This window comes from Paenibacillus sp. BT-177 (assembly GCF_025846815.2).
GTDB classification, from domain to species: domain Bacteria; phylum Bacillota; class Bacilli; order Paenibacillales; family Paenibacillaceae; genus Paenibacillus; species Paenibacillus polymyxa_C.
This window is the reverse complement of the sequence record NZ_JAOYTP010000001.1, coordinates 1,279,661-1,299,618: the sequence shown is the minus strand read 5'-3', so window position 1 is coordinate 1,299,618 and position 19,958 is coordinate 1,279,661. Positions and strand designations below refer to the sequence as shown.

At 43.9% G+C, this 19,958-nt stretch carries 17 protein-coding genes; 14 read left to right on the top strand and 3 right to left on the bottom strand.

Annotated features, from left to right (window positions below; genetic code table 11):
* Positions 1-58: 58 nt before the first annotated feature.
* The 11 genes from OIU26_RS05915 (at position 59) to crcB (OIU26_RS05865) (ending at position 13,915) form a co-directional block, all read left to right on the top strand.
* Positions 59-565 carry a type 1 glutamine amidotransferase domain-containing protein gene (locus tag OIU26_RS05915; protein WP_013372630.1) on the top strand — a complete coding sequence of 169 codons (507 nt, stop codon included), beginning with the start codon at positions 59-61 and terminating at the stop codon, positions 563-565.
* 62 nt (positions 566-627) lie between these two features.
* Complete coding sequence (locus OIU26_RS05910; protein WP_264216226.1) at positions 628-1,098, top strand: hypothetical protein; 471 nt, start codon at positions 628-630, stop codon at positions 1,096-1,098.
* A 691-nt stretch (positions 1,099-1,789) separates the two neighbouring features.
* Positions 1,790-3,034: a histidine--tRNA ligase gene (gene hisS, locus OIU26_RS05905; protein WP_013372628.1), complete on the top strand. Its 1,245-nt coding sequence runs from the start codon at positions 1,790-1,792 to the stop codon at positions 3,032-3,034.
* 86 nt (positions 3,035-3,120) lie between these two features.
* The gene (gene aspS / locus OIU26_RS05900) at positions 3,121-4,899 is read left to right on the top strand and encodes an aspartate--tRNA ligase (protein WP_264216225.1); all 1,779 of its coding nucleotides are present in this window, start codon (positions 3,121-3,123) and stop codon (positions 4,897-4,899) included.
* Positions 4,900-5,057: 158 nt separating this feature from the next.
* The gene (locus OIU26_RS05895) at positions 5,058-5,807 is read left to right on the top strand and encodes a tRNA threonylcarbamoyladenosine dehydratase (protein ID WP_016819123.1); all 750 of its coding nucleotides are present in this window, start codon (positions 5,058-5,060) and stop codon (positions 5,805-5,807) included.
* A 172-nt stretch (positions 5,808-5,979) separates the two neighbouring features.
* Positions 5,980-7,278, top strand: coding sequence for an NCS2 family permease (locus OIU26_RS05890; RefSeq protein WP_264216224.1), 1,299 nt, complete (start codon positions 5,980-5,982; stop codon positions 7,276-7,278).
* 97 nt (positions 7,279-7,375) lie between these two features.
* A complete protein-coding gene (locus OIU26_RS05885; RefSeq protein ID WP_264216223.1) occupies positions 7,376-9,193 on the top strand; it encodes an ABC transporter ATP-binding protein in 1,818 nt (605 codons plus the stop codon).
* Between the two features lie 141 nt (positions 9,194-9,334).
* Positions 9,335-11,476: a UvrD-helicase domain-containing protein gene (locus OIU26_RS05880; RefSeq protein WP_264216222.1), complete on the top strand. Its 2,142-nt coding sequence runs from the start codon at positions 9,335-9,337 to the stop codon at positions 11,474-11,476.
* A 279-nt stretch (positions 11,477-11,755) separates the two neighbouring features.
* Complete coding sequence (locus OIU26_RS05875; protein WP_264216221.1) at positions 11,756-13,066, top strand: replication-associated recombination protein A; 1,311 nt, start codon at positions 11,756-11,758, stop codon at positions 13,064-13,066.
* Positions 13,067-13,151: 85 nt separating this feature from the next.
* Entirely contained in the window at positions 13,152-13,553 is a 402-nt protein-coding gene (gene crcB, locus OIU26_RS05870) for a fluoride efflux transporter CrcB (RefSeq protein ID WP_264216220.1), read from the top strand.
* Complete coding sequence (crcB, locus tag OIU26_RS05865) at positions 13,550-13,915, top strand: fluoride efflux transporter CrcB (protein WP_016819117.1); 366 nt, start codon at positions 13,550-13,552, stop codon at positions 13,913-13,915. Before crcB (OIU26_RS05870) ends, crcB (OIU26_RS05865) begins: the two co-directional genes overlap by 4 nt.
* A 106-nt stretch (positions 13,916-14,021) precedes the next feature.
* On the opposite strand, the gene OIU26_RS05860 is transcribed toward crcB (OIU26_RS05865), so the two are convergent.
* Entirely contained in the window at positions 14,022-14,852 is an 831-nt protein-coding gene (locus tag OIU26_RS05860; protein ID WP_016819116.1) for a PPK2 family polyphosphate kinase, read from the bottom strand.
* Positions 14,853-15,561: 709 nt separating this feature from the next.
* On the opposite strand from OIU26_RS05860, the gene OIU26_RS05855 reads away from it, so the two are divergent.
* Positions 15,562-16,923 carry a transcriptional regulator gene (locus OIU26_RS05855; RefSeq protein WP_264216219.1) on the top strand — a complete coding sequence of 454 codons (1,362 nt, stop codon included), beginning with the start codon at positions 15,562-15,564 and terminating at the stop codon, positions 16,921-16,923.
* A 361-nt stretch (positions 16,924-17,284) separates the two neighbouring features.
* Here OIU26_RS05855 and OIU26_RS05850 read toward each other — a convergent pair whose 3' ends face one another.
* Complete coding sequence (locus tag OIU26_RS05850; protein ID WP_264216218.1) at positions 17,285-17,953, bottom strand: hypothetical protein; 669 nt, start codon at positions 17,951-17,953, stop codon at positions 17,285-17,287.
* Between the two features lie 437 nt (positions 17,954-18,390).
* On the opposite strand from OIU26_RS05850, the gene OIU26_RS05845 reads away from it, so the two are divergent.
* Entirely contained in the window at positions 18,391-18,708 is a 318-nt protein-coding gene (locus OIU26_RS05845) for a contact-dependent growth inhibition system immunity protein (RefSeq protein ID WP_264216217.1), read from the top strand.
* A 159-nt stretch (positions 18,709-18,867) separates the two neighbouring features.
* Here OIU26_RS05845 and OIU26_RS05840 read toward each other — a convergent pair whose 3' ends face one another.
* On the bottom strand, positions 18,868-19,134 hold the full coding sequence (locus OIU26_RS05840; protein WP_129549841.1) for a hypothetical protein: 267 nt from the start codon (positions 19,132-19,134) through the stop codon (positions 18,868-18,870).
* A 245-nt stretch (positions 19,135-19,379) separates the two neighbouring features.
* Between OIU26_RS05840 and OIU26_RS05835 the strand changes: the two genes are divergently transcribed.
* Positions 19,380-19,934, top strand: coding sequence for a hypothetical protein (locus OIU26_RS05835; protein ID WP_129549840.1), 555 nt, complete (start codon positions 19,380-19,382; stop codon positions 19,932-19,934).
* Positions 19,935-19,958 lie beyond the last annotated feature (24 nt).

The window sequence follows — 19,958 nt, the reverse complement described above, 5'->3', positions numbered from 1 at the left end:
AAACAACCCTTACTTTAAACTCGCTCTGAGGATAACCGGAAAGGAGATCTGAACGATAATGAGTAAAATTGCATTTTTGTTGGCTGACCAATTTGAGGATTCTGAAATGAAGGTCCCCTATGATGAGCTGAAAAAGGCTGGACATGAGGCAGATATTATTGGACTGAAGCAAGGTGAAAAAGTGAACGGTAAGCAAGGGAAAGCAAGCTACACTATTGAAAAAGCCATTGCAGATGTGAAATCAAGTGACTATGATGCAGTTGTTATTCCTGGTGGATCATCTCCGGAAAATCTGCGTTTGGATGCAAATGTTCTGAAGTTTGTAACTGAAATGAATGAGTCCAAAAAAACGATTGGCGCTATCTGCCACGGGCCGCAGATTTTGGCTAGTGCCGATTTGCTACAAGGTCGGACGATTACAGCCTATCCTCCATTGAAAGATGACTTGATTAACGCAGGTGCTCATTTCGAGGATCGAGAGGCGGTCGTGGACGGTAACTTTATTACGTCTCGAACCCCTAAGGATGAGCCTGCTTTTGTGCGTGAGTTGTTAAAGGCATTGTAATTTAACCGTGAATGCTTCCGTAAATTTATGCCAGTACAATTCCCATACGAGGAGGATTTGATATGGCTAAACAGATTCAGGCTTATTTTCGCACGGAAGATGAAGCTGAGGGCGCCAGAGCTTCGCTTCAGGCTTATAGAACTGAACATTTGGAAGTAGGTGCTCTGGATGAGGCGCTCGGTCGCGAGACGAGGGTTTTAATTCCGTTGGTCCCCTATAACAATACTGGCTCTGTGAGCACAGGAGGTTCTGCTGGTGCGGTAATTCCAGCCGCAGGGGCTTATGGCGAAAATATTCTACCAGATGCAAAGAAAGACGAGGTTAACTATGGCGCAGCCCAAAGGGATCTGAATGAGGATCGAAGCGGAACAACGAATCATGACGGAGGTTTGCTCCGTGCGACAGATGTGTATATTAACGGTGATCATGATGAATTACGGTATGTATTGTCCGCCAAGGTAAATGATGCCGATTATGATGAGATCATTTATAAGCTCCGTTCCAATCGTGCATATGTGGCGCATCTGGATTAAAAAGGAAGCGAGTGTCACAAGATTGTCGATACACGAGGAAATTAGCCACACTAGAGTGGCTGTAATACAATTGTAATATTCGAAACATCATTCCTTAATATTCGTTGTTTATAATAACAGCATGACCCCCTTTTGATATATCTTTTAGACCTGCGGACCGTTTCCGCAGGTTATTTTCTTTTTATAAGACTTATTTGTCTGATTCTAGGGGGAATGTCTTGACTTTGTCGAAGCAGTTCATTAAAATCATAAAATAATGAAAAATGATTTGATGACGGGACCAAGTACTCCGAACCCACAAGCGCAGAGAGGAATTTCCAGGCTGTAAAAATTCCCTTGATGAGCGGACGAATGACCTCCCCGAGAACAGGCGGCGAACAATGAGGAATCTTTGCTGAGTAATGCGTGGCATATGCCAAACACAGCAGACCATCCTGCATAATAGCCGTACTGCGCGTTACGGGCGTTATACGTATGAGCGGAGTCAGTGCAATGCTGACGGACACTGAGTCATTTTTATGCCAGTGGTCTGGGTAAACTCCGGAATGTGGGTGGTACCACGGGTGATTTGTAAACGACAATCCCTCGTCCCTGTTAATAATAACAGGGCGAGGGATTTTTTGTTTTATATTGAAAGTGGAGTAAGTAGAGAGCGCACAAATAAGAAATATAATGACGGGGGGATACGTAAATGGCCTTTCAAAAACCGACGGGAACACAGGATTTGCTGCCAGGAAGTGTAGAAAAATGGCAAGTGGTCGAGGAAAAAGCCCGCGAAATTAGCCGCCGCTTTAATTATCGTGAGATCCGTACACCGATGTTTGAACAAACGAATTTGTTCGTTCGGGGTGTGGGTGAAACGACCGATGTGGTGGAAAAGGAAATGTACACTTTTGAGGATAAAGGAAAGCGCAGCATGACTTTGCGTCCAGAAGGAACAGCAGGGGTTGTCCGCTCTTATGTGGAGAACAAACTGTATGGTGAGCCGGATGTGACCAAACTGTATTACATTGGCCCGATGTTCCGGTATGAGCGTCCACAGGCTGGGCGTCAGCGCCAGTTTCATCAATTTGGCATTGAAGCATTCGGGGCGATGGACCCGGCGCTGGATGCAGAAGTTATTGCTTTCGGGTATCAATTCTGCCGAGAGCTGGGCTTAAAAGGAGTACAGGTAGAAATTAACTCCGTTGGTAATGCTGCCAGCCGTGCAGCTTATCGACAGCATTTGGTGGACTTCCTGATGCCCATTAAGGATACGTTGACCAAGGAGAGCCAAGCGCGCATCGAGCGTAATCCATTGCGAGTGCTGGATAGTAAAGACGATCAAGACAAATTTGGCGGGGCACCTTCAATTTTGGATAGTTTGGATGAGGAATCCAGCACTCACTTTGAGAAAGTGAAGCAAAATTTGGATGCGATGGGCGTGGAATATACAGTGAACCCGCGCTTGGTACGGGGGCTGGATTATTATACGCTGACAGCATTCGAGTTCAAAGCCGAAGGAATTGGTGCTATTGATACGATTGGTGGAGGCGGTCGATACAACGGATTGGTTGGAGATCTGGGCGGACCGGATCAGCCGGGCATTGGTTTTGGTATTGGGCTTGAGCGAATTCAGCTGATTTTGGAGCATCAGGGTGTCAAATTGAACGAAGCCAAACCGTTGGATATCTATATGGTGGCATTGGGTGAGGCGGCAGAAACGGAAGTGACCAAACAACTGTTCAAGTTGCGTCAAGCTGGATTTTCCGCAGAGCGAGATTATCTGGGGCGTAAAATGAAGGCGCAGATGAAATCGGCAGATCGTTTTAAAGCAAGATATACAGCGATTTTGGGTGACGATGAGCTGGTTAAAGGTGAAATTGCACTGAAAAACATGGAAACCGGCGAGCAGCGTACCGTTAAGTTGGATCAGTTGGTGGAAGAATTAGGATAAAAAACGTGATGCAACATCAGTCAGGGGGAGTTTCCCTCTGGCTGTCCATATAGCATTAACTACTAAACCTAACAGGAGTGTGTATTATGAAAAGGAGTCATCAATGCGGCGCATTGACTCATGCGCATATCGGAGAAACAGTTACATTGAACGGTTGGGTACAGACCCGTCGTGACTTAGGGGGCGTACTTTTTATAGACCTGCGTGACCGTAGCGGAATTGTACAAATCGTGTTTAATCCGGCCTATTCCGGTGACGCACTGCAAATTGCGGACCGTGTTCGCAGTGAATATGTGCTAGAGGTTACTGGTACCGTTGTTAAACGTGATGCAGAAACGATCAATTCGAACCTGCCTACAGGTGAAATTGAAGTGCGTGTCACAGAAATCGAAGTATTGAATGCATCCAAAACACCTCCGTTCTTCATTGAAGATGGCGTAGAAGTAGACGAGTCGCTGCGTTTGAAATACCGTTATCTGGACCTGCGTCGTCCGGAAATGCATCAGACATTGAAACTGCGTTCCAAAGCAGCAAAAGTATTCCGCGACTTCCTGGACGGTGAAGATTTCATTGAAGTGGAAACACCGATTTTGACGAAAAGCTCCCCAGAGGGCGCACGTGACTATCTGGTGCCTAGCCGAGTGCATGAAGGCGAATTTTTTGCCTTGCCGCAATCGCCACAATTGTACAAGCAATTGCTGATGGTAGGCGGCCTGGAGCGCTACTACCAAGTGGCACGTTGTTTCCGTGATGAAGATTTGCGTGCTGACCGCCAGCCTGAATTTACGCAGATCGACATTGAGACTTCCTTCATGCAACAGGATGACTTGCTGCCTATGATGGAGCGTCTTATGGTGAAATTGTTCAAAGAAACAGTTGGGGTAGAACTGGAAACACCGTTCCAACGGATTACACATGCAGAGGCAATGGACAAGTATGGCTCTGACAAGCCTGACCTGCGTTTTGGTCTTGAGTTGATAAATGTCAATGATATCGTGGCAACCAGTGGGGTAAAAGTATTTGCTTCCGTAATTGAAAAGGGTGGCGAAGTTAAAGCCCTTAATGCCAAAGGATGTGGCACGTGGAGCCGTAAGGACATTGATGACCTGGGTCCTTTTGCAGCACGTTATGGAGCAAAGGGCTTGGCTTGGATTCAAGTGAAAGAAGGCGAATTCAAGGGGCCTATCGTTAAATTCTTCACACCGGAAGAAATCGAAGCCTTGAAAGAGCGTACGGGAGCCGAAGAAGGCGACCTGTTGCTGTTCTCTGCGGATAATAAAAAAGTAGTTGCTGATGTTTTGGGCGCGCTTCGTCTGAAAATTGGCCGTCATTTGGGGCTTATCGACGATAACAAATTCAAATTTGCCTGGGTCGTAGACTTCCCGCTTTTGGGCTATGACGAAGAACAAAAACGTTATGTAGCGGAGCACCATCCGTTCACTCGTCCGAAGGAAGAAGATCTGGCCCTCTTGGACACAGATCCAGGTCAAGTTCGTGCTCAGGCCTACGACATCGTGCTGAATGGCTACGAAGTGGGTGGCGGCTCGATGCGTATTTTCAAACGTGAAGTTCAGGAGAAAATGTTCAAAGCGCTCAACCTGCCGCCTGAAGAAGTGAAGGATAAATTCGGTTACCTGCTGGATGCATTTGAATACGGTACGCCTCCACATGGTGGTATTGCCTTCGGTTTTGACCGCCTTGTTATGTTGCTTGCAGGTCGTACAAATCTGCGTGAAACCATTGCATTCCCGAAAACGGCCAGCGCGACAGACCTGCTTATGGATGCACCAGCCGAAGTGGATCAAGCTCAATTGGATCAGCTTCATATTCGTCTTGCTCCGAAGCCTGTTGCACCTAAAGCTTAAAACAAGCGTTGGATTTTGCAAGTGCAAGTTGCCATCTGTTGGCATGTAAATAGATTATAAAATGCCTTGAACCCGTTACCCTTTTATGGATAATGGGTTCGTGGTTTGTATGCTGGAGTTCAAGCATAGAGTTTAAACCAGTGAGGGAGGATTACCATATGCTGCATCAATTTTCACGCACGGAACTGGCCATCGGGACGGAAGGTCTGGAGGTTATGAAAAATAGCACGGTAGCTGTATTGGGTATCGGCGGTGTCGGTTCGATTGCAGTGGAAGCGCTGGCGCGGACGGGTGTTGGACGCATTATTTTGATTGATAAGGATGTCGTAGATATTACCAATATTAATCGCCAAATTCATGCGCTGACGACAACAGTAGGTCAAAAAAAGGCTGATCTGATGGTAGAACGTGTGAAGCTGATTAATCCTGAATGTGAAGCAATTGCACTGAACATGTTTTATACGGAAGAAACATATGAGGAGCTATTCAAGTACGATCTGGATTATGTGCTGGATGCTTCGGATACGATTATTTACAAAGTTCATTTGATTAAAGAATGCTTGAAACGGGGAATTCCGATGATCTCCAGTATGGGTGCTGCGAATAAAATGGACCCAAGCCGTTTTCAAGTTGCCGATATTTCCAAGACAAGAATGGACCCGATTGCCCGTGTCATCCGCACCAAGCTGCGCAAAGAAGGTATTACCAAAGGCGTCAAGGTTGTATTCTCTGATGAGGAGCCAATGAAGCCGCGTGAAGAAATTACCAAAAAAATTGTACCTGCCAACGCACCTGAAATCCGGAAAGCGAAGCAACCACCTGCAAGCAATGCTTTTGTACCTCCGGTAGCAGGATTGATAATGGTCAGCGTAGCTGTCAAGGACCTGTTAGAGCACGCTGGTGTATAAGCTTGAAATGTAGCATGACAGTACATTCGTTAGATTTACAGTAGTATGTTTCAACCTAAGACCTGTAGTTCTGTGCATCACTTCTTGGTGTCACAGTAGGCTACAGCTCTTTTTGTTTTGAAAAAAGCAGCTTACTGCAAACAGATTGAACAACTTGCTGGAGGGTTTTGGTATGAAGGATGGGCTATGGTCCAGAAGTCTCGGTTTCAAGCCCGAGCACCATTGGAAAAAGGAATTAGCCGCGGGTGCCATTTCTTATTTTTCCGTTGTATATATTATTATGGTTAATGCAACCATTTTGGCAGATGCCGGGATCCCTCTTCAAGGGGCAATGCTCGGGACGCTGCTGACCTCGATGATCGGCTGTCTGCTGATGGCTTTTGGCGGAAAGTCTCCCATGGTCGTTGTACCAGGGATGGGGATTAACGCCTTTTTCACTTACACGCTCGTACATTCCATGAAGCTGAGCTGGCAGGAAGCGTTGATGGTGGTTGCCGTCACAGGGGTGATATTCGCCATTGTGGCATTTACATCATTGTACAAGCTGATAAGCCAGGCGATTCCCCACAATTTGCAACATGGAATTACGGTGGGCATTGGTTTGTTTTTAACCTTTATCGGCTTGCAAAAAAGCGGGATCGTGATTGCACATCAAACGACTTTTGTGGCTATTGGTCATTTTAATGATCCTAAGGTGATTACAGCCTGTGTAACATTACTGCTCGCTATTGTATTATTTGTGCGTAACGTTCAGGGAGGTTTGCTGATCAGCATTTTAGCAGGAACCGGGCTTGCATACGTACTGGGGGCTGTAGAGCCGGCAAGCACGGTGCGAACCTCTGAAACAGTACGACAGTACGGGCAATTGTTTGGAGAACTTTCTTTTTCAGGCATCGTCTCAGTAGCCTTCTGGATCGCCGTTTTTTTGCTGTTACTGATTGTGCTGTTCGAGAATGTTGGAATGATTACTGCACAGACCAACATGATTAGAAGACCGGATTCTTTTAAGAATAGCTTGCGTGTGTTGGCTGTGACCAATATTTTTGCTGGTATTCTGGGCAGCAGTCCCGCGGTAGCCGCTGCGGAGTCTACAGCTGGTATTGCCGCAGGGGGACGTTCGGGAATGACACCGCTGGTAACAGCAATTTTATTCGGAGCCACATTTTTCTTTATTCCATTGTTGGCTTATATTCCTGACAGTGCCATTGCGCCTGTATTAATCATTATCGGGGGCCTAATGGTGCAAAATGTGCGAGAGATGGATTTCAGTGATTTTACCGAATCGTTTCCTGCGTTTCTGATCATGGTGATGATGCCCTTTACTTACAGTATTGTAGATGGGATGGCATTTGGTTTTATTGCATACCCCGTAGCCAAGCTGGCAGCAGGACGGGGCAAGGAAGTGCCTGTCGCGTTGTATATCATTTCTATACTGTTTGTGGCTAATTTTGTGCTTCATTCTCTGGTGTAGTAAACTCGAAGATAGGTTGTACTGTTCATACCCGCGCAGAGCGCGGGTGTTGTTGTTTGAACAAGAATGGTCAGACAGGAAGCGAGGTTGATGGTTTATGGAAAAAGAACAACATGGGCGACAAGATGAGCAGGAAGATCGGATGAAGGAAAAGCCAGGTAAAAGGCCGGACAAGGCAGGTATGGGTCGGTTTATCAAACTGATTGCGAGTGCGCATCCACCCAAGGCCATTCTGATCATCGCCCTGATACTGACCCTGGTTCAGACGATTGCTGGTTTAATCGTACCGATGATGACCAAAGGGTTGATCGATGGCTTAACCTTTTCTTCATTGAACCGTATGGTCATTATTGGTCTGCTTGGCGCTTTTGTGCTTCAAGCGGTAGCTTCGGCAGTTTCGATCTATATGTTGAACTACGCCGGGCACAAAATAGTGGCTAATTTGCGCAAACGCTTATGGCATAAAATCTTATCTCTACCTATCCCTTACTTTGATCGAAATCGGTCAGGAGATACGATGAGTCGAGTTACCAATGATACAAGCCTGATTATGAACTTAATTACCGAGTATCTAGTTAATCTGATCTCTAATGTAATTGCAATTATTGGTGGTATTGCGTTGTTATTTTATCTGGATTGGGTGATGACGCTCATTATTCTGACCATTGTTCCGCTAACAGCCCTGATTTTATTTCCGGTAGGCAGAAAAATGTATCGTATCTCCAAAAAACAGCAGGATGAGATGGCAGATCTGACCTCTGTGCTGAGTCAGGTTATCGGCGAAATCAGGCTGGTGAAGGCCTATGGAACGGAAAGCAGAGAGGCACAGGCCGGGGAGGATCGCATTTACCGTATGTTCCGCTTCGGGTTGCAGGAGTCGCGTATATTGGCCCTTGTAGGTCCCATTTCTACCTTTTTGCTGACTGCGGTGCTCGTTATTATATTGGGTGTTGGTGGTGTTCGCGTTGCATCGGGTGTACTGACCGCAGGGGATTTAGTGGCTTTTATTTTGCTACTGTTTCAGGTGATTACACCGATGGCCCAATTCACGACCTTATATTCACGTCTGCAAAAGGTAGTTGGTGCCACTGAACGAATTCAGACTATTTTAGATCATGAAGAGGAACCACTTGAATTGAAGCAGGAAGCGTCAAAAGAGAGCAGAGATATTGTATTTCGTGATGTCGCTTTTTCCTATACTGAAGGTGAAGAGGTTCTTCATCGTGCAAACCTGGTCATTCCGGCTAACCGGACGACAGCATTCGTAGGGCCAAGCGGGAGTGGAAAGTCCACCTTATTTTCATTGTTAGAGCGCTTTTATGTGCCAGATACAGGGGAAATTCGTTATGGAGACGAATCGATATCGTCATATACACTGTCCTCCTGGCGCTCGAAGATTGGTTATGTATCACAGGAGAGCTCGATGATGACCGGAACGGTTAGAGATAATATTACGTATGGCTTGGGGCGCGAAGCTGATTTGGAAGAAGTCAGACGAGCTGCCATGATGGCGTATGCGGATACATTTATTATGGATCTACCTCAAGGCTACGATACGGAGGTAGGGGAGCGGGGAATGAAGCTGTCCGGCGGGCAGCGACAACGGATCGCCATTGCGCGTGCGCTTCTTCGCAGTCCTGATATCCTCATGCTGGACGAGGCTACTTCTAGCCTGGACAGCTCGTCCGAGCATGAGGTGCAGAAGGCACTAGCGAACTTGATGGAAGGGCGTACGACAATTGTCATTGCACACCGATTGTCTACGGTGGTCCATTCCGATCAAATTATCGTGCTGGACAAGGGCAATGTAACGGGTGCAGGAACCCATACCGAGTTATTAGAGAACCATCAGGTGTACCGCGAGCTGGCTCAAAAGCAGTTTGTGGAGATGGGAGAAAAGCTCCATACTTTGTGAAAGAGTAGGGAATTGGGCGTATTAGGAAATAAGGTTGGATTTTTGTGTTCAAATGTGTTACGCTTACTTTCCTTTTTTTGTATCGGAGCAAGTGAATGAGATGCAGAAATCGAGACTTGATATTCTTAGGAGGTAACTGAAATGGAGAATAAGTTTCAAAGTGCCTATCAAGAAGAACAGCATAGGCTGTCGCTTGCTATGGAGGAAATTGATCGGAGATTGGAACGGCTTCGCAATACGCCAGTGTACACCGGGCATGACTTTACGGAGCAAGTACTGGAATCTGCACGGGAGGAAAAACGCCAGGCTTTGACCAAAAGCTCGCAGGAGCCTTATTTTGGGCGTATGGATTTTGACGAGCGCGGTAGAGGTCAGCGCAAGCCGCTTTATATCGGTAAGATCGGGGTGGAGCGTGAAGAAACGTCAGCATATCCGCTGGTGATTGATTGGCGTGCACCGATTGCCAGTTTGTTTTATTCGTTTACAGGTGGTGAGGAAACGGCGTCCTACGAAGCTCCTGAGGGAACTGTCGAGGGCTTGGTGTATCTGAAACGCAACGTTGTCATTCGGAAAAGAATCCTGGAACGGGTAGCTGATACGTACAATCGTGAAAGTGACGAGCCTGCCGTTTCTGATGAGTTTCTCGTTTATCGTTTGGGAGAGAACAAGGATAACCGTTTACGGGATATCGTATCTACCATTCAAGCGGAGCAGGATCAGATCATCCGCGCGGCTAAAAATACAGCCCTCGTTATTCAAGGGGTAGCCGGTAGTGGCAAGACGACCGTAGCGCTCCATCGACTCGCATTTTTGCTGTATCAATACAAGGATCAGGTGTCGGCGGACAAAATGGTTATTTTCGCACCAAACCACATGTTTCTCGATTATATTTCAGATGTACTTCCAGAGCTGGGGGTTGGAAATATTCAGCAAAGTACATTTGCAGACTGGGCGTTAGGCTTGCTGGGGCTGGATTTACCTCTGGCAGATCCTACCGAAACGTTATCTTATTGGTTTGAAAGTGGCAGCTTGAGAACGGAATCTATGGATGAGGCGCCGGGTAGATTTAAAGGATCGGTTCATTTTATGAAGCTGCTTCAGGATTTTGTGGAACGACTGGAGCCTATCTCGGTGCCTGAGGGCGACTTTTCACCTTGGGATGGGGCGGTGCTGCCGCGAACTGAGATTTTGAATTGGTTCAATGAGGAATATAAGCCCTATCCGCTCGCGAAGCGGAAGGAGCGTGTGCTGGCAAGAGTCCATCGCTGGATTGAAATGGAACTGAAAAAGTCACCTTCGGCGGCTGCGCTCAAGGAACGAAAGAAAAAAGCCGGATCTCGGGAAAAGGCGTATGCTAAAAAATGGCCACAATATGACGCACTGACGCTTTATAAGCAGCTTTTTCAGGCAACTAAAGGATTACCTGCAGAGACTGCTGCGGAAATGAAGGCTTCTTTGCCGGCTCCCATCTTTAAGGCCACACAGTCAGACCTGCGAAATCAGATCATCCGTGAAGAGGATCTGACTGCGTTGGTGTATCTTCACGTGCTGATTCATGAGGTAGAATCATCTCAACGTTTTGACCATGTGGTCATTGATGAAGCGCAGGATTTTTCACCTTTTCATATCGCCCTCCTGGATTTGTTCGTAAAAGGGCATTCCTTTACAATACTGGGCGATTTATCGCAGGGAATTCATGAATATCGTGGTGTACATGCATGGGAGGAAATGAGATCACTATTTGTGCCTGAACAAACGGGGTATTTTGCACTTACACGGAGTTATAGATCAACTTTGGAAATTATAGAATTTGCAAATACAATTTTGGAGCAGGGAGTACGTGGCGGCATTACAGCGGTTCCGGTATTTCGTAGCGGTGATCCGGTGCGTACTGTGTCTTACGACTCGTCCATGCGTGAACAGAGTTTACTTACCGCTCTAAAAGAGCTTTCCTCCAAGGAGTATCGTACTGTTTCCGTACTGACACGTACCTTAAAAGAAGCTGTAGAGCTGCATGAGGTTTTCACCAGTGCGGGGTTGGATGTCCATTTGATTGATGGTGGTAAAAAGCAATATGAAGGCGGCTTGTCTGTACTGCCTGTATATCTGTCCAAAGGTCTGGAGTTTGATGCAGTTATTGTGGCCGATGCCGACCAGGATCATTATGGAGAACGGACTTGGGATGCCAAGCTGTTGTATGTGGGATGTACCCGTGCGCTGCATGAGCTGTGGCTATTGCATGACGGTCCACTTCCAAGTTACGTACAGGCGCAAACGGAGTAATTAGAACGCTGAAGGTCATGTCAACCAAAGAACAGCCACGAAATTCATTTTTCGTCCTAGGCTGTTCTTTCTTTTTAGTTGAATCACAGGTAAGGCTACAGTTATACCGTGACCAGGCTATCTGCAACTTGTTAACCGATATGGTAGAATAAGAGGCGGTTTATAATCGTTTTAATACAGTAGATCGATTGAATTTTCATGTCTTTTAGCTGTATGGGCGAACTTGTTTTCAATGAAAAAAGAAAGTGTTCGTTCATAAATGATAAGGAAGTGAATGAAATGGACTTATTTTCATATTCCCAGGAGTCAACGCCAAACAATCGGTTGCTTGCAGACCGCCTGCGTCCGACATCGCTGGATGAATATATTGGACAGGAGCATGTTGTGGGTCCAGGCAAGCTGCTGCGAAGAGCTATAGAGGCCGATCAGGTTTCTTCTATATTGCTGTACGGGCCACCGGGATGCGGCAAAACGACACTGGCACATATCATTTCTCAACACACGCAAGGTGATTTCGTCCGTCTAAATGCAGTAGAAGCATCTGTAAAGGATGTAAGAGAAGTCATTGACCGTGCACAGACGAATAAATCGCTGTATGGCAAAAAGACTATTCTGTTTCTTGACGAGGTCCATCGTTTTAACAGTTCGCGTCAGGATGCATTGCTGCCTGCGGTGGAAAAGGGAACGATCGTGTTTATCGGCGCCACGACGGAAAACCCCTTTCACTACGTCAACGGCGCTTTAATGAGCCGTTCTACGTTGTTTCAGCTTGAAGCGCTAACCCGGGAGCATTCGCTGGCTGCTATGCGCCGCGCATTGAGCGATGCGGACAAGGGGCTCGGCTATATGCAGCTTCAGGTAGATGAAGCTGCACTGGACCACATCGCGTCGATGGCGAACGGCGATATCCGCCGTGCATTGAACGCACTGGAGCTAGCGGCGCTCACGACCCCTCCGCTGGCAGACGGCACGATTCATGTGACGCTGGAAGTGGCAGAGGAATCCATCCGCCGCCCGATTGTCAAGGCAGACGAGTCCACACAATATGACGTGCTGTCTGCCTTTCACAAAAGCATTCGCGGTTCCAGCGACGCGGCGCTGTTCTGGTTCCTGTATGCCGTAGAGAAGCTCGGCATGGACCCGATGACTTTTATTCGCCGCCTCATTGCAGCGAGCAGCGAGGACATTGGTCTGGCGAACCCGCAGGCGATGGTGCAAGCGGTGAGTGCGCTTGAGGCCTACCGCAATAACGGCTGGCCTGAGGCCAAACTGAACATTGCCCAGGCCATTTTGTTCGCCGTGGAAAGTCCCAAGTCGAATGCCGTATACACGGCGATTTCACGGGCCATGTCGGCCATGGACGATATAAAATCGGCCGAGGTGCCGCTGCATCTGCGCGACGCACATTACAAAGGCTCGGAAAAACTCGGCCATGTTGGCTATCAATATCCGCATAATTATCCGAATCACTATGTAAGGCAGCAATATTTACCCGATTCGATAGCAGGCCAGACCTTTTACCAGGCCACTGAGCAAGGAAATGAGTCTAAAATCAGGCAAAACCAACGTTGGCGGGATTCACAGTCTTGATATATGTGACCTTAATATACGAAGTGTGTACGATATTGTCAGGTTACACGATGATCTTGCAAGAGCGAAGAAGGGAATAAAAGAAATGAAAGACGTACTATTCGTCGCAGCAGGTGGAGCGCTCGGAACCTCTGCTCGCTACAGTATACAATTATTATTGCCTTCGGCTGGGGCAGACTTTCCATTTGGCGTCCTGTTAATGAATTGGCTCGGCTGCCTGTTTCTCGGCTGGTTTTTTACGGTGACCTTGCGATCGTGGCGGATCAACCCCCGCTGGCGACTTGCCATCGGAACAGGCTTTACAGGGGGATTTACCACCTTTTCCACCTTTACAGTGGATGCTGTACGCCTCACGGTTCACGATCGTATGCTGACGGCTATATTGTACTTGCTGCTTAGCGTAGGCGGGGGCTTGTTTTTGACGTGGGCAGGTATCCGTTTAGGCACAAAAATGACACAGGTTGCCCCTAAGGAGGAACATTTATGATTTGGTGGGCGGCAGCAGGTGGGATGGTAGGTACTTTAGCTAGATACGGGCTTGGCATGTGGGCCGGAAAAAGGTTAGGTACTGTATTCCCGTGGGGGACGTGGATCATTAATATTAGCGGTTCATTGCTGCTAGGCTGGCTGTATGGCGAGTTTGCGCAACACAATTTGTCTCCTGCACTCTGGATGCTACTGGGAACCGGTTTTTGTGGCGGCTACACCACCTTTTCCACATTCGGCTATGAATCTCTTCAACTGATGGAACACAAAAAATACCGACGTATGGCTATGTATGTATTATCTTCTGTAATAGTAGGAGTTATAGCTGCAGCAATCGGTTACAGGGTCAGTTATACCTTATAAATTTTCAAAATGACATGTGAGCACACCATAAAAGCTTCCAAACCCTCACTCAAGGCGTTATCAGCCGTGAATAGGAGGGCGGAAGCTTAGTGCTGTGCTTATTTAACTATTTTTTATCTCGTTCTTTGTATAATTCAGGTAAAAGGGCTTTGAGTTCAGGTCGTGGATCAGGGTCAGATAGCTTCATTTCCTCTAGCGTTTGGACGGCAATCCGCAGTACAGTATAATCTCTGTACCAACGATTGTCTGAAGGAACAACATACCAAGGTGCTTGCTTGGTTGCACTTAGCTCTAGTACCTCCTCATAGTATTGGGTATATTGCTTCCAAAATTTCCGTTCCTGCAAATCACTCGGATCAAGCTTCCAGTTTTTGCGAGGCTTCTCAATCCGGTCAATCAGCTTTTCCAACTGAAATTGCTTTGAAATATGTAAAAAGATTTTAACCACCTTTACACCACTATCCAGCAACAACTGTTCAAAATGCTTGATATGCTTCATATTCTGCTTGGCCTGCTTATCGGATACCTGTCCGTGAACACGTGTAATCAGCACATCCTCGTAGTAAGAACGGTTGAAAGCTGCAATATATCCGCGTCCTGGAGTTACGCTATGGGCGCGCCACAAGAAATCATGGCTTAATTCCTCAGTCGTAGGTGATTTGAAGCTGTGTACAGTCACCCCGGCAGGGTTAAGATTAGAAAATACCTGCTTGATCACGCCATCTTTTCCGCTGCAATCCATACCCTGGAATACAAACAAAACGGCTTGTTTTTTCTCTGTAAATAATTTGCTTTGTAATTCTGCGAAGCGTTCCTTCAATTGATCTGTTTCCTGTCGGATTTCTTCTTTGTTTTTGATATTCTTCGTATCCTTGGGGTCCCATTCTTTCAAAGAAACTTTTTTACCCGGTGTCAGCATTCCTAATGAATCAGACATAAAGGCACGCTCCTTTTCAATTGAAGTAATGATCTTGTCTACATCATATACCCAAATGGGGACGTTATCAAAAATTCCTTAGTGTCAAAATCTACTCTTTTGGGAATTCCATATCACTCTGACCTGACAATAGAAAAGCTCTGCTACTTCCTTGATAGCCTGCCTAAAGCATCTATTATTATAGGAAAAATGTTATTCCATTTAACAACCGATGAGCGCATGAATGAATCTCTTCAACGTAAGTTGCCCACAATGAGCAAGTTGTCATTACTCACAGTCATGCGGAAAGAGGGTATCAACAGAAACGGTTACACTTCCACTCCTAGACGCAGCTTGAAATTTAACTCAATATAATCCCGAATATCGTAAAGGTTGCTTATATGCCATACATCCAATTTAAGTTCAATTCATAGATTAATTACAAGGGAATTCGTACATGACTATTTAATGGGGTAACTTTGTATTGGATGAGTTGTATTATGATTTACCTAATAAACTATACATCAATATGAGGACGATACTTTAATCATAAAATCATCGCAAACTATCCCACAAGGTATCTTGAGTACATATATAAAAGGTATATGATTTTATTCCAAAAGATGGTACGATCAAGATCGTTAAAACATTTTACTATTTGTTTCACAACTACATAATAAATTTAACTATGCATCGTATTGTTAGTCTGTGTTGAAAGGGTGGTTTATCGATGAAAATTACACCCACGATTAGAGCAGAATTGGAACAATTTCTACAACAAGAAGGCTTAACATTATCGAAATTTGGACAAATCGCAGGGATGAATAGAGGAATAATAAGTAGCATTGTAACAGGTAATAAATCTATGTCTATTAATCAGCTTGATCGAATTACTGAAGCTATGGGCTTACCAGAAGGTCGCTTTTATGATCTATTTATAGAAAATTATATTATTGACCATCCTCCTAATATGAGACGAATTGAACCGTTTTTATATCGCTGTGCGGAGTTGGAAAAGTTGGATGCGATCCGTCGAGTGGTGGGAGCCATCATGGACAATCTACTCTATTCGCCCAAGCTATTCGAAATTGCAGAAGGATTATTGGCACAGGGACGGCATGGGGCTGCATTGATATTATATGAGGGAGTAGCTGAAGCGGAGAAATATCAACATTCTGAGCGTCTAGCCATCTGTCAATATCGCATATTTAAGATTCAGATTGGAAATGACCAAGAAAAGAATTTTCAATCAGCGCTCCAATTTGAGCCATTTGTCAAACGTCTTGATGCTATAGACCAGTTAGATGCCTTTGTAGATTTGGCTAATATATACCGATCTTTGCGTAAATGGGAACGGGTTGAGGAAGTTGCTAAAGACTTAAGAGCTTTAGGCAAAGCGCAATATTCTATAGCACAGTCTCTTAAAAGAGAACAAGTTAAGAAGCCTTTGCGACCGTTATTTTTTTATATAGCATTCAGTAGTTCACTTATTGGTGGGGCTAACTATGAGCAAGGAAACTATGAGTTAGCACTGCAAGCAGCCTATGAATCTGTTGATTTAGAATGGGTGAAAGAAACTGATAAAGAAACAAAACACTGGAAAAACTTATTTCAGGAGTGGGGTGAGACTAATGTGTGCCTGAGCAAGCTCATGGCTGGAAATAGAGAGGTACTTCCTGCATATGCTGATCTCATTACAAGAACGAAAGATGAGATTCTCCCGGGTCTATGGAACATTATGATCGCAGCCAATCGCTATAGCATGGACGTAGATGATATTCTGAATCGATTTGAGTGTGAAATTTCAAACTTACATGATCATACAAGAATACAAACCAATGATCAGCAAAATATTAATAATCAGCTTGTTGGCGTATTGAGTGAATTGGCTGAATATTGTTTATCCAGAGGCCAGTACGAAAAGGGAGTTCGGTTCTTATTAGATGGTATGAGGAAATCAATTATAATTAATGATGAACGCTCAATCCTTCGTTACAGGATAATTGTCGAACGTTATCAGAAATTTGTCCTAACTGAAGCCAAGACGGAGTATCATAATTTAGAAAGCTATGCACGACGACTTTCTTATTAGTATTAGTCATAAGTACACAATCAACGAGTAGTCAAGTTACAACTATACGGCAGCTCAAAGTGGTTGGTTTCAAGTTTAGAGCTGGCACATTGGTAGTTAGTACATTTTTATATATAGTGTGGAGCGTTTGTTCGAAAGAAGAATATTAAGTCACAATTAAGGGTTAGACGGGATTGTCCGTTTAGCCTTTTTTGTATGTTAGGGAATGAATAGGGGGTGGAAATACGAGGAATTGAAATTATTTACTTGGGGTTACGTCTCTAAGTTGTAAAAAAAACAGCGGTGCCGATAATGACAAAATTTAATCATTGTTTGGCACCACTGTTATTAAGATCTAAAGTGAGGTTAGATTTTGATCTGGTTATCTACCATAACTAAATGTGAAGCCTTGGCTAATTGCTTTTCGCATATGGTTATTAACTCCTAGATTATAGCCCAAGACCGCCAGAGAAACTCCACCGGATTGTGTTTCTACAGTATCAACCACAGCAGTTCCAGTAATTTGAACCCTTTGAGTAGGGAATTTACCAGTTGTAGAAATGGTATTAGCATGTGTATTCTCCAAACTCCAAGAACCATCACTAACTGGTGCCCAATATGTTTCCAAAACATTCGAAATCTCACCAAATGAACCACTACTATATACTGACATTACCGAATACAATCTAGCGGTTACAAATCCATCCTTATAATCTTGATATACAGTACGTGTTTCGTAGCCGTTTGTAGTAATATCCTGTGGTTTAATCGTTTTACTTTCTTTCAACTCACCCACAGTGTAAACCACATTACCTGACTCTTTTTCAGTAACGTTTATTTCAACTTCTTTTGCATTTTCACTTCTTTGAATATCGTATTTATCAGAACTGTAAGGTAGATCAACATAAAGAGTATTGAGCTGAATATGCTGTGTAGGTGCCTTGCTTGCTTTCGCTTGTTCTCCTAGTATTCCAGAGAAACATGCTAAAAAAACAACAAAACTCATTAGAACTGCGGGTAATACTTTTTTGGATTTGAACATTTTTTTCAATTAACTCCATAAAATAGAATTTTTTAACGTCCTCATTATAGTACTATATGAAATAATTGTAAACAATTAATAAAAATGATATGTTATTGTAAACAATTGATTGGAGGTGTGTTGGATGGATATAGGTGAATTAGTGCAGTATTTAAATCGGATGAGTTCTAGCATAAGTGAAATAGGGGACAAAACGAGTTCAGGTTTACAGGACATTGAAACTAGATTGAGCAACTTAGATAGCACTCTTACTATAACTAATGTTTTACTCTTCATTCTAATTATTGTTGTTGCCCTAAATACATTCCTAAAATGGAAAAATTCAAAAAATTAGCTATCAGCTCATTGAATATGTTCATACATGAATGCCCCTATACATGTCAGAAAGTTGCGGCGATCTGGTTAGGGGCATATTCTTATGGATTGAGTATAGGAGCTACTAGTACATGAAAAAGAATGCGAGCCTAAAACACAAATATATGGAACAAGAAGTGAGTTATGAAAATTTGAAGTATTTTATAGAGAGTTACTTTAATTGGAGTATGGATTTTGCTGATTTAGAGAACTTAATTGAGGAGTTTAAAAGTAGGGAGTTACCTGCTTATGTTGAAGGTCTGACTCAGGAGATCGAAGAAATAAATGAACTAAAGAATTGGGATAATGTACAAGAATTTGTTTATTTATATGGACAAAGAAATTTGAACATTAAAAAGATTGAGTGCATGATTGAGTTGTTGCTGACAAAATTACATGGAGATAAATAAAAATTATTTTGTAGAGCGATAGAATAAAAATGTGACGAAAAGGTCTCTAATTACGAACTAACTAGTCACCACGGAGGAATTTAAAGCACCATCATGAGTATTCCTCAGCAAAAGGACTCCAGCCATGTATTATGTTGGAAGAGTCCTTTTGTGTTCATCTTACAGCTTATTCTCATTTACCAGTTTTAAAATAGGGTTTAGGAACTCCTCGGTATAAAAGAAACCGCCCTTTGAAGGAACATTCACTCGACTGTGGTCAAATACTTTGAAATCGTCAATGTTTGTTATCTCATGTGTTTCACTGTCATATACTAATTCAACTAAATTTATATAGCCTTGCTTTGATCTAGGGAAGCACAGTACATCGTGAATTGTATCATGGGAATCCAAGACATAAACATGGGTGTCAGTAACTCTATAATTCATAATATTTCTCCTTATAAAGGTATAAAGATATAATAGTACAACTTTACCACTTACAAAGGTGCGATTAAAAAGTATGGCAGAGAAATTTCGGTATTCAAAATATATAATTAATTAAAAGTGTAACATATACTCTAAAGTTGTACACCTTACTTCAAACGAAGGTGCGTCAAAATTGACTCACCATGCTCTGATAACAATTTGACTTGGTCAGTATTTATATCAAGGAAGGATTAGGAGGGAAAGATATGAGAAAAATAGGAATTCTTTTGTTGTCTTTTTCTTTGTTTTTTGTTTTTGGAGCAAGTATACAAGCAGCAGGTATTAGTGATTCAATAGCTAAAAAAGCAGACCATGCGTACAACTCAAACCTTAAAAACACTGCTTTAACAATCTCATATAAACAAAAAGGGAAACAATTTAATTATAAGTCCCGATATATACCTATAAAAGATTTGTTTGGTGGTTATGTCGATTCAGTTTCATGGGATGCTAAGAAGAAGGTAGCGCTTGTAGGAAATCAAGGTAAAGTGTTTGTATTGAATGTCTCGGGGAAAGAAATAACTCCTTTAAGTAACCAAATAGTTGCACCGACAGAATGGACACGTATTTCAAAGGGGAGCGTTGAAATAAAAGCATCAGTTATCGCTTATGTTTTTGATAGATACGGTAACACTTATAAAGATAAAGAAAGAGAAGCTTGGAGAGAAAAACTTGATTTTTTAGATATAAAAGAAACGGATGGTTTACCTGGTATAAGAGATGGCTATCTTCATGTTTCTCTAACTTACAATGATAAATGATATTTAATTAGGTGTAGTCAACTT

Coding starts and splice junctions, on each gene's coding strand:
- OIU26_RS05915 (WP_013372630.1), top strand. CDS start 59: ATGAGTAAAATTGCATTTTTGTTGGCTGACCAATTTGAGGATTCTGAA.
- OIU26_RS05845 (WP_264216217.1), top strand. CDS start 18,391: ATGAAAAAGAATGCGAGCCTAAAACACAAATATATGGAACAAGAAGTG.
- OIU26_RS05910 (WP_264216226.1), top strand. CDS start 628: ATGGCTAAACAGATTCAGGCTTATTTTCGCACGGAAGATGAAGCTGAG.
- OIU26_RS05875 (WP_264216221.1), top strand. CDS start 11,756: ATGGACTTATTTTCATATTCCCAGGAGTCAACGCCAAACAATCGGTTG.
- aspS (WP_264216225.1), top strand. CDS start 3,121: ATGAAAAGGAGTCATCAATGCGGCGCATTGACTCATGCGCATATCGGA.
- OIU26_RS05885 (WP_264216223.1), top strand. CDS start 7,376: ATGGAAAAAGAACAACATGGGCGACAAGATGAGCAGGAAGATCGGATG.
- OIU26_RS05855 (WP_264216219.1), top strand. CDS start 15,562: ATGAAAATTACACCCACGATTAGAGCAGAATTGGAACAATTTCTACAA.
- crcB (WP_016819117.1), top strand. CDS start 13,550: ATGATTTGGTGGGCGGCAGCAGGTGGGATGGTAGGTACTTTAGCTAGA.
- OIU26_RS05895 (WP_016819123.1), top strand. CDS start 5,058: ATGCTGCATCAATTTTCACGCACGGAACTGGCCATCGGGACGGAAGGT.
- OIU26_RS05840 (WP_129549841.1), bottom strand. CDS start 19,134: ATGAATTATAGAGTTACTGACACCCATGTTTATGTCTTGGATTCCCAT.
- OIU26_RS05835 (WP_129549840.1), top strand. CDS start 19,380: ATGAGAAAAATAGGAATTCTTTTGTTGTCTTTTTCTTTGTTTTTTGTT.
- OIU26_RS05880 (WP_264216222.1), top strand. CDS start 9,335: ATGGAGAATAAGTTTCAAAGTGCCTATCAAGAAGAACAGCATAGGCTG.
- crcB (WP_264216220.1), top strand. CDS start 13,152: ATGAAAGACGTACTATTCGTCGCAGCAGGTGGAGCGCTCGGAACCTCT.
- OIU26_RS05860 (WP_016819116.1), bottom strand. CDS start 14,852: ATGTCTGATTCATTAGGAATGCTGACACCGGGTAAAAAAGTTTCTTTG.
- hisS (WP_013372628.1), top strand. CDS start 1,790: ATGGCCTTTCAAAAACCGACGGGAACACAGGATTTGCTGCCAGGAAGT.
- OIU26_RS05890 (WP_264216224.1), top strand. CDS start 5,980: ATGAAGGATGGGCTATGGTCCAGAAGTCTCGGTTTCAAGCCCGAGCAC.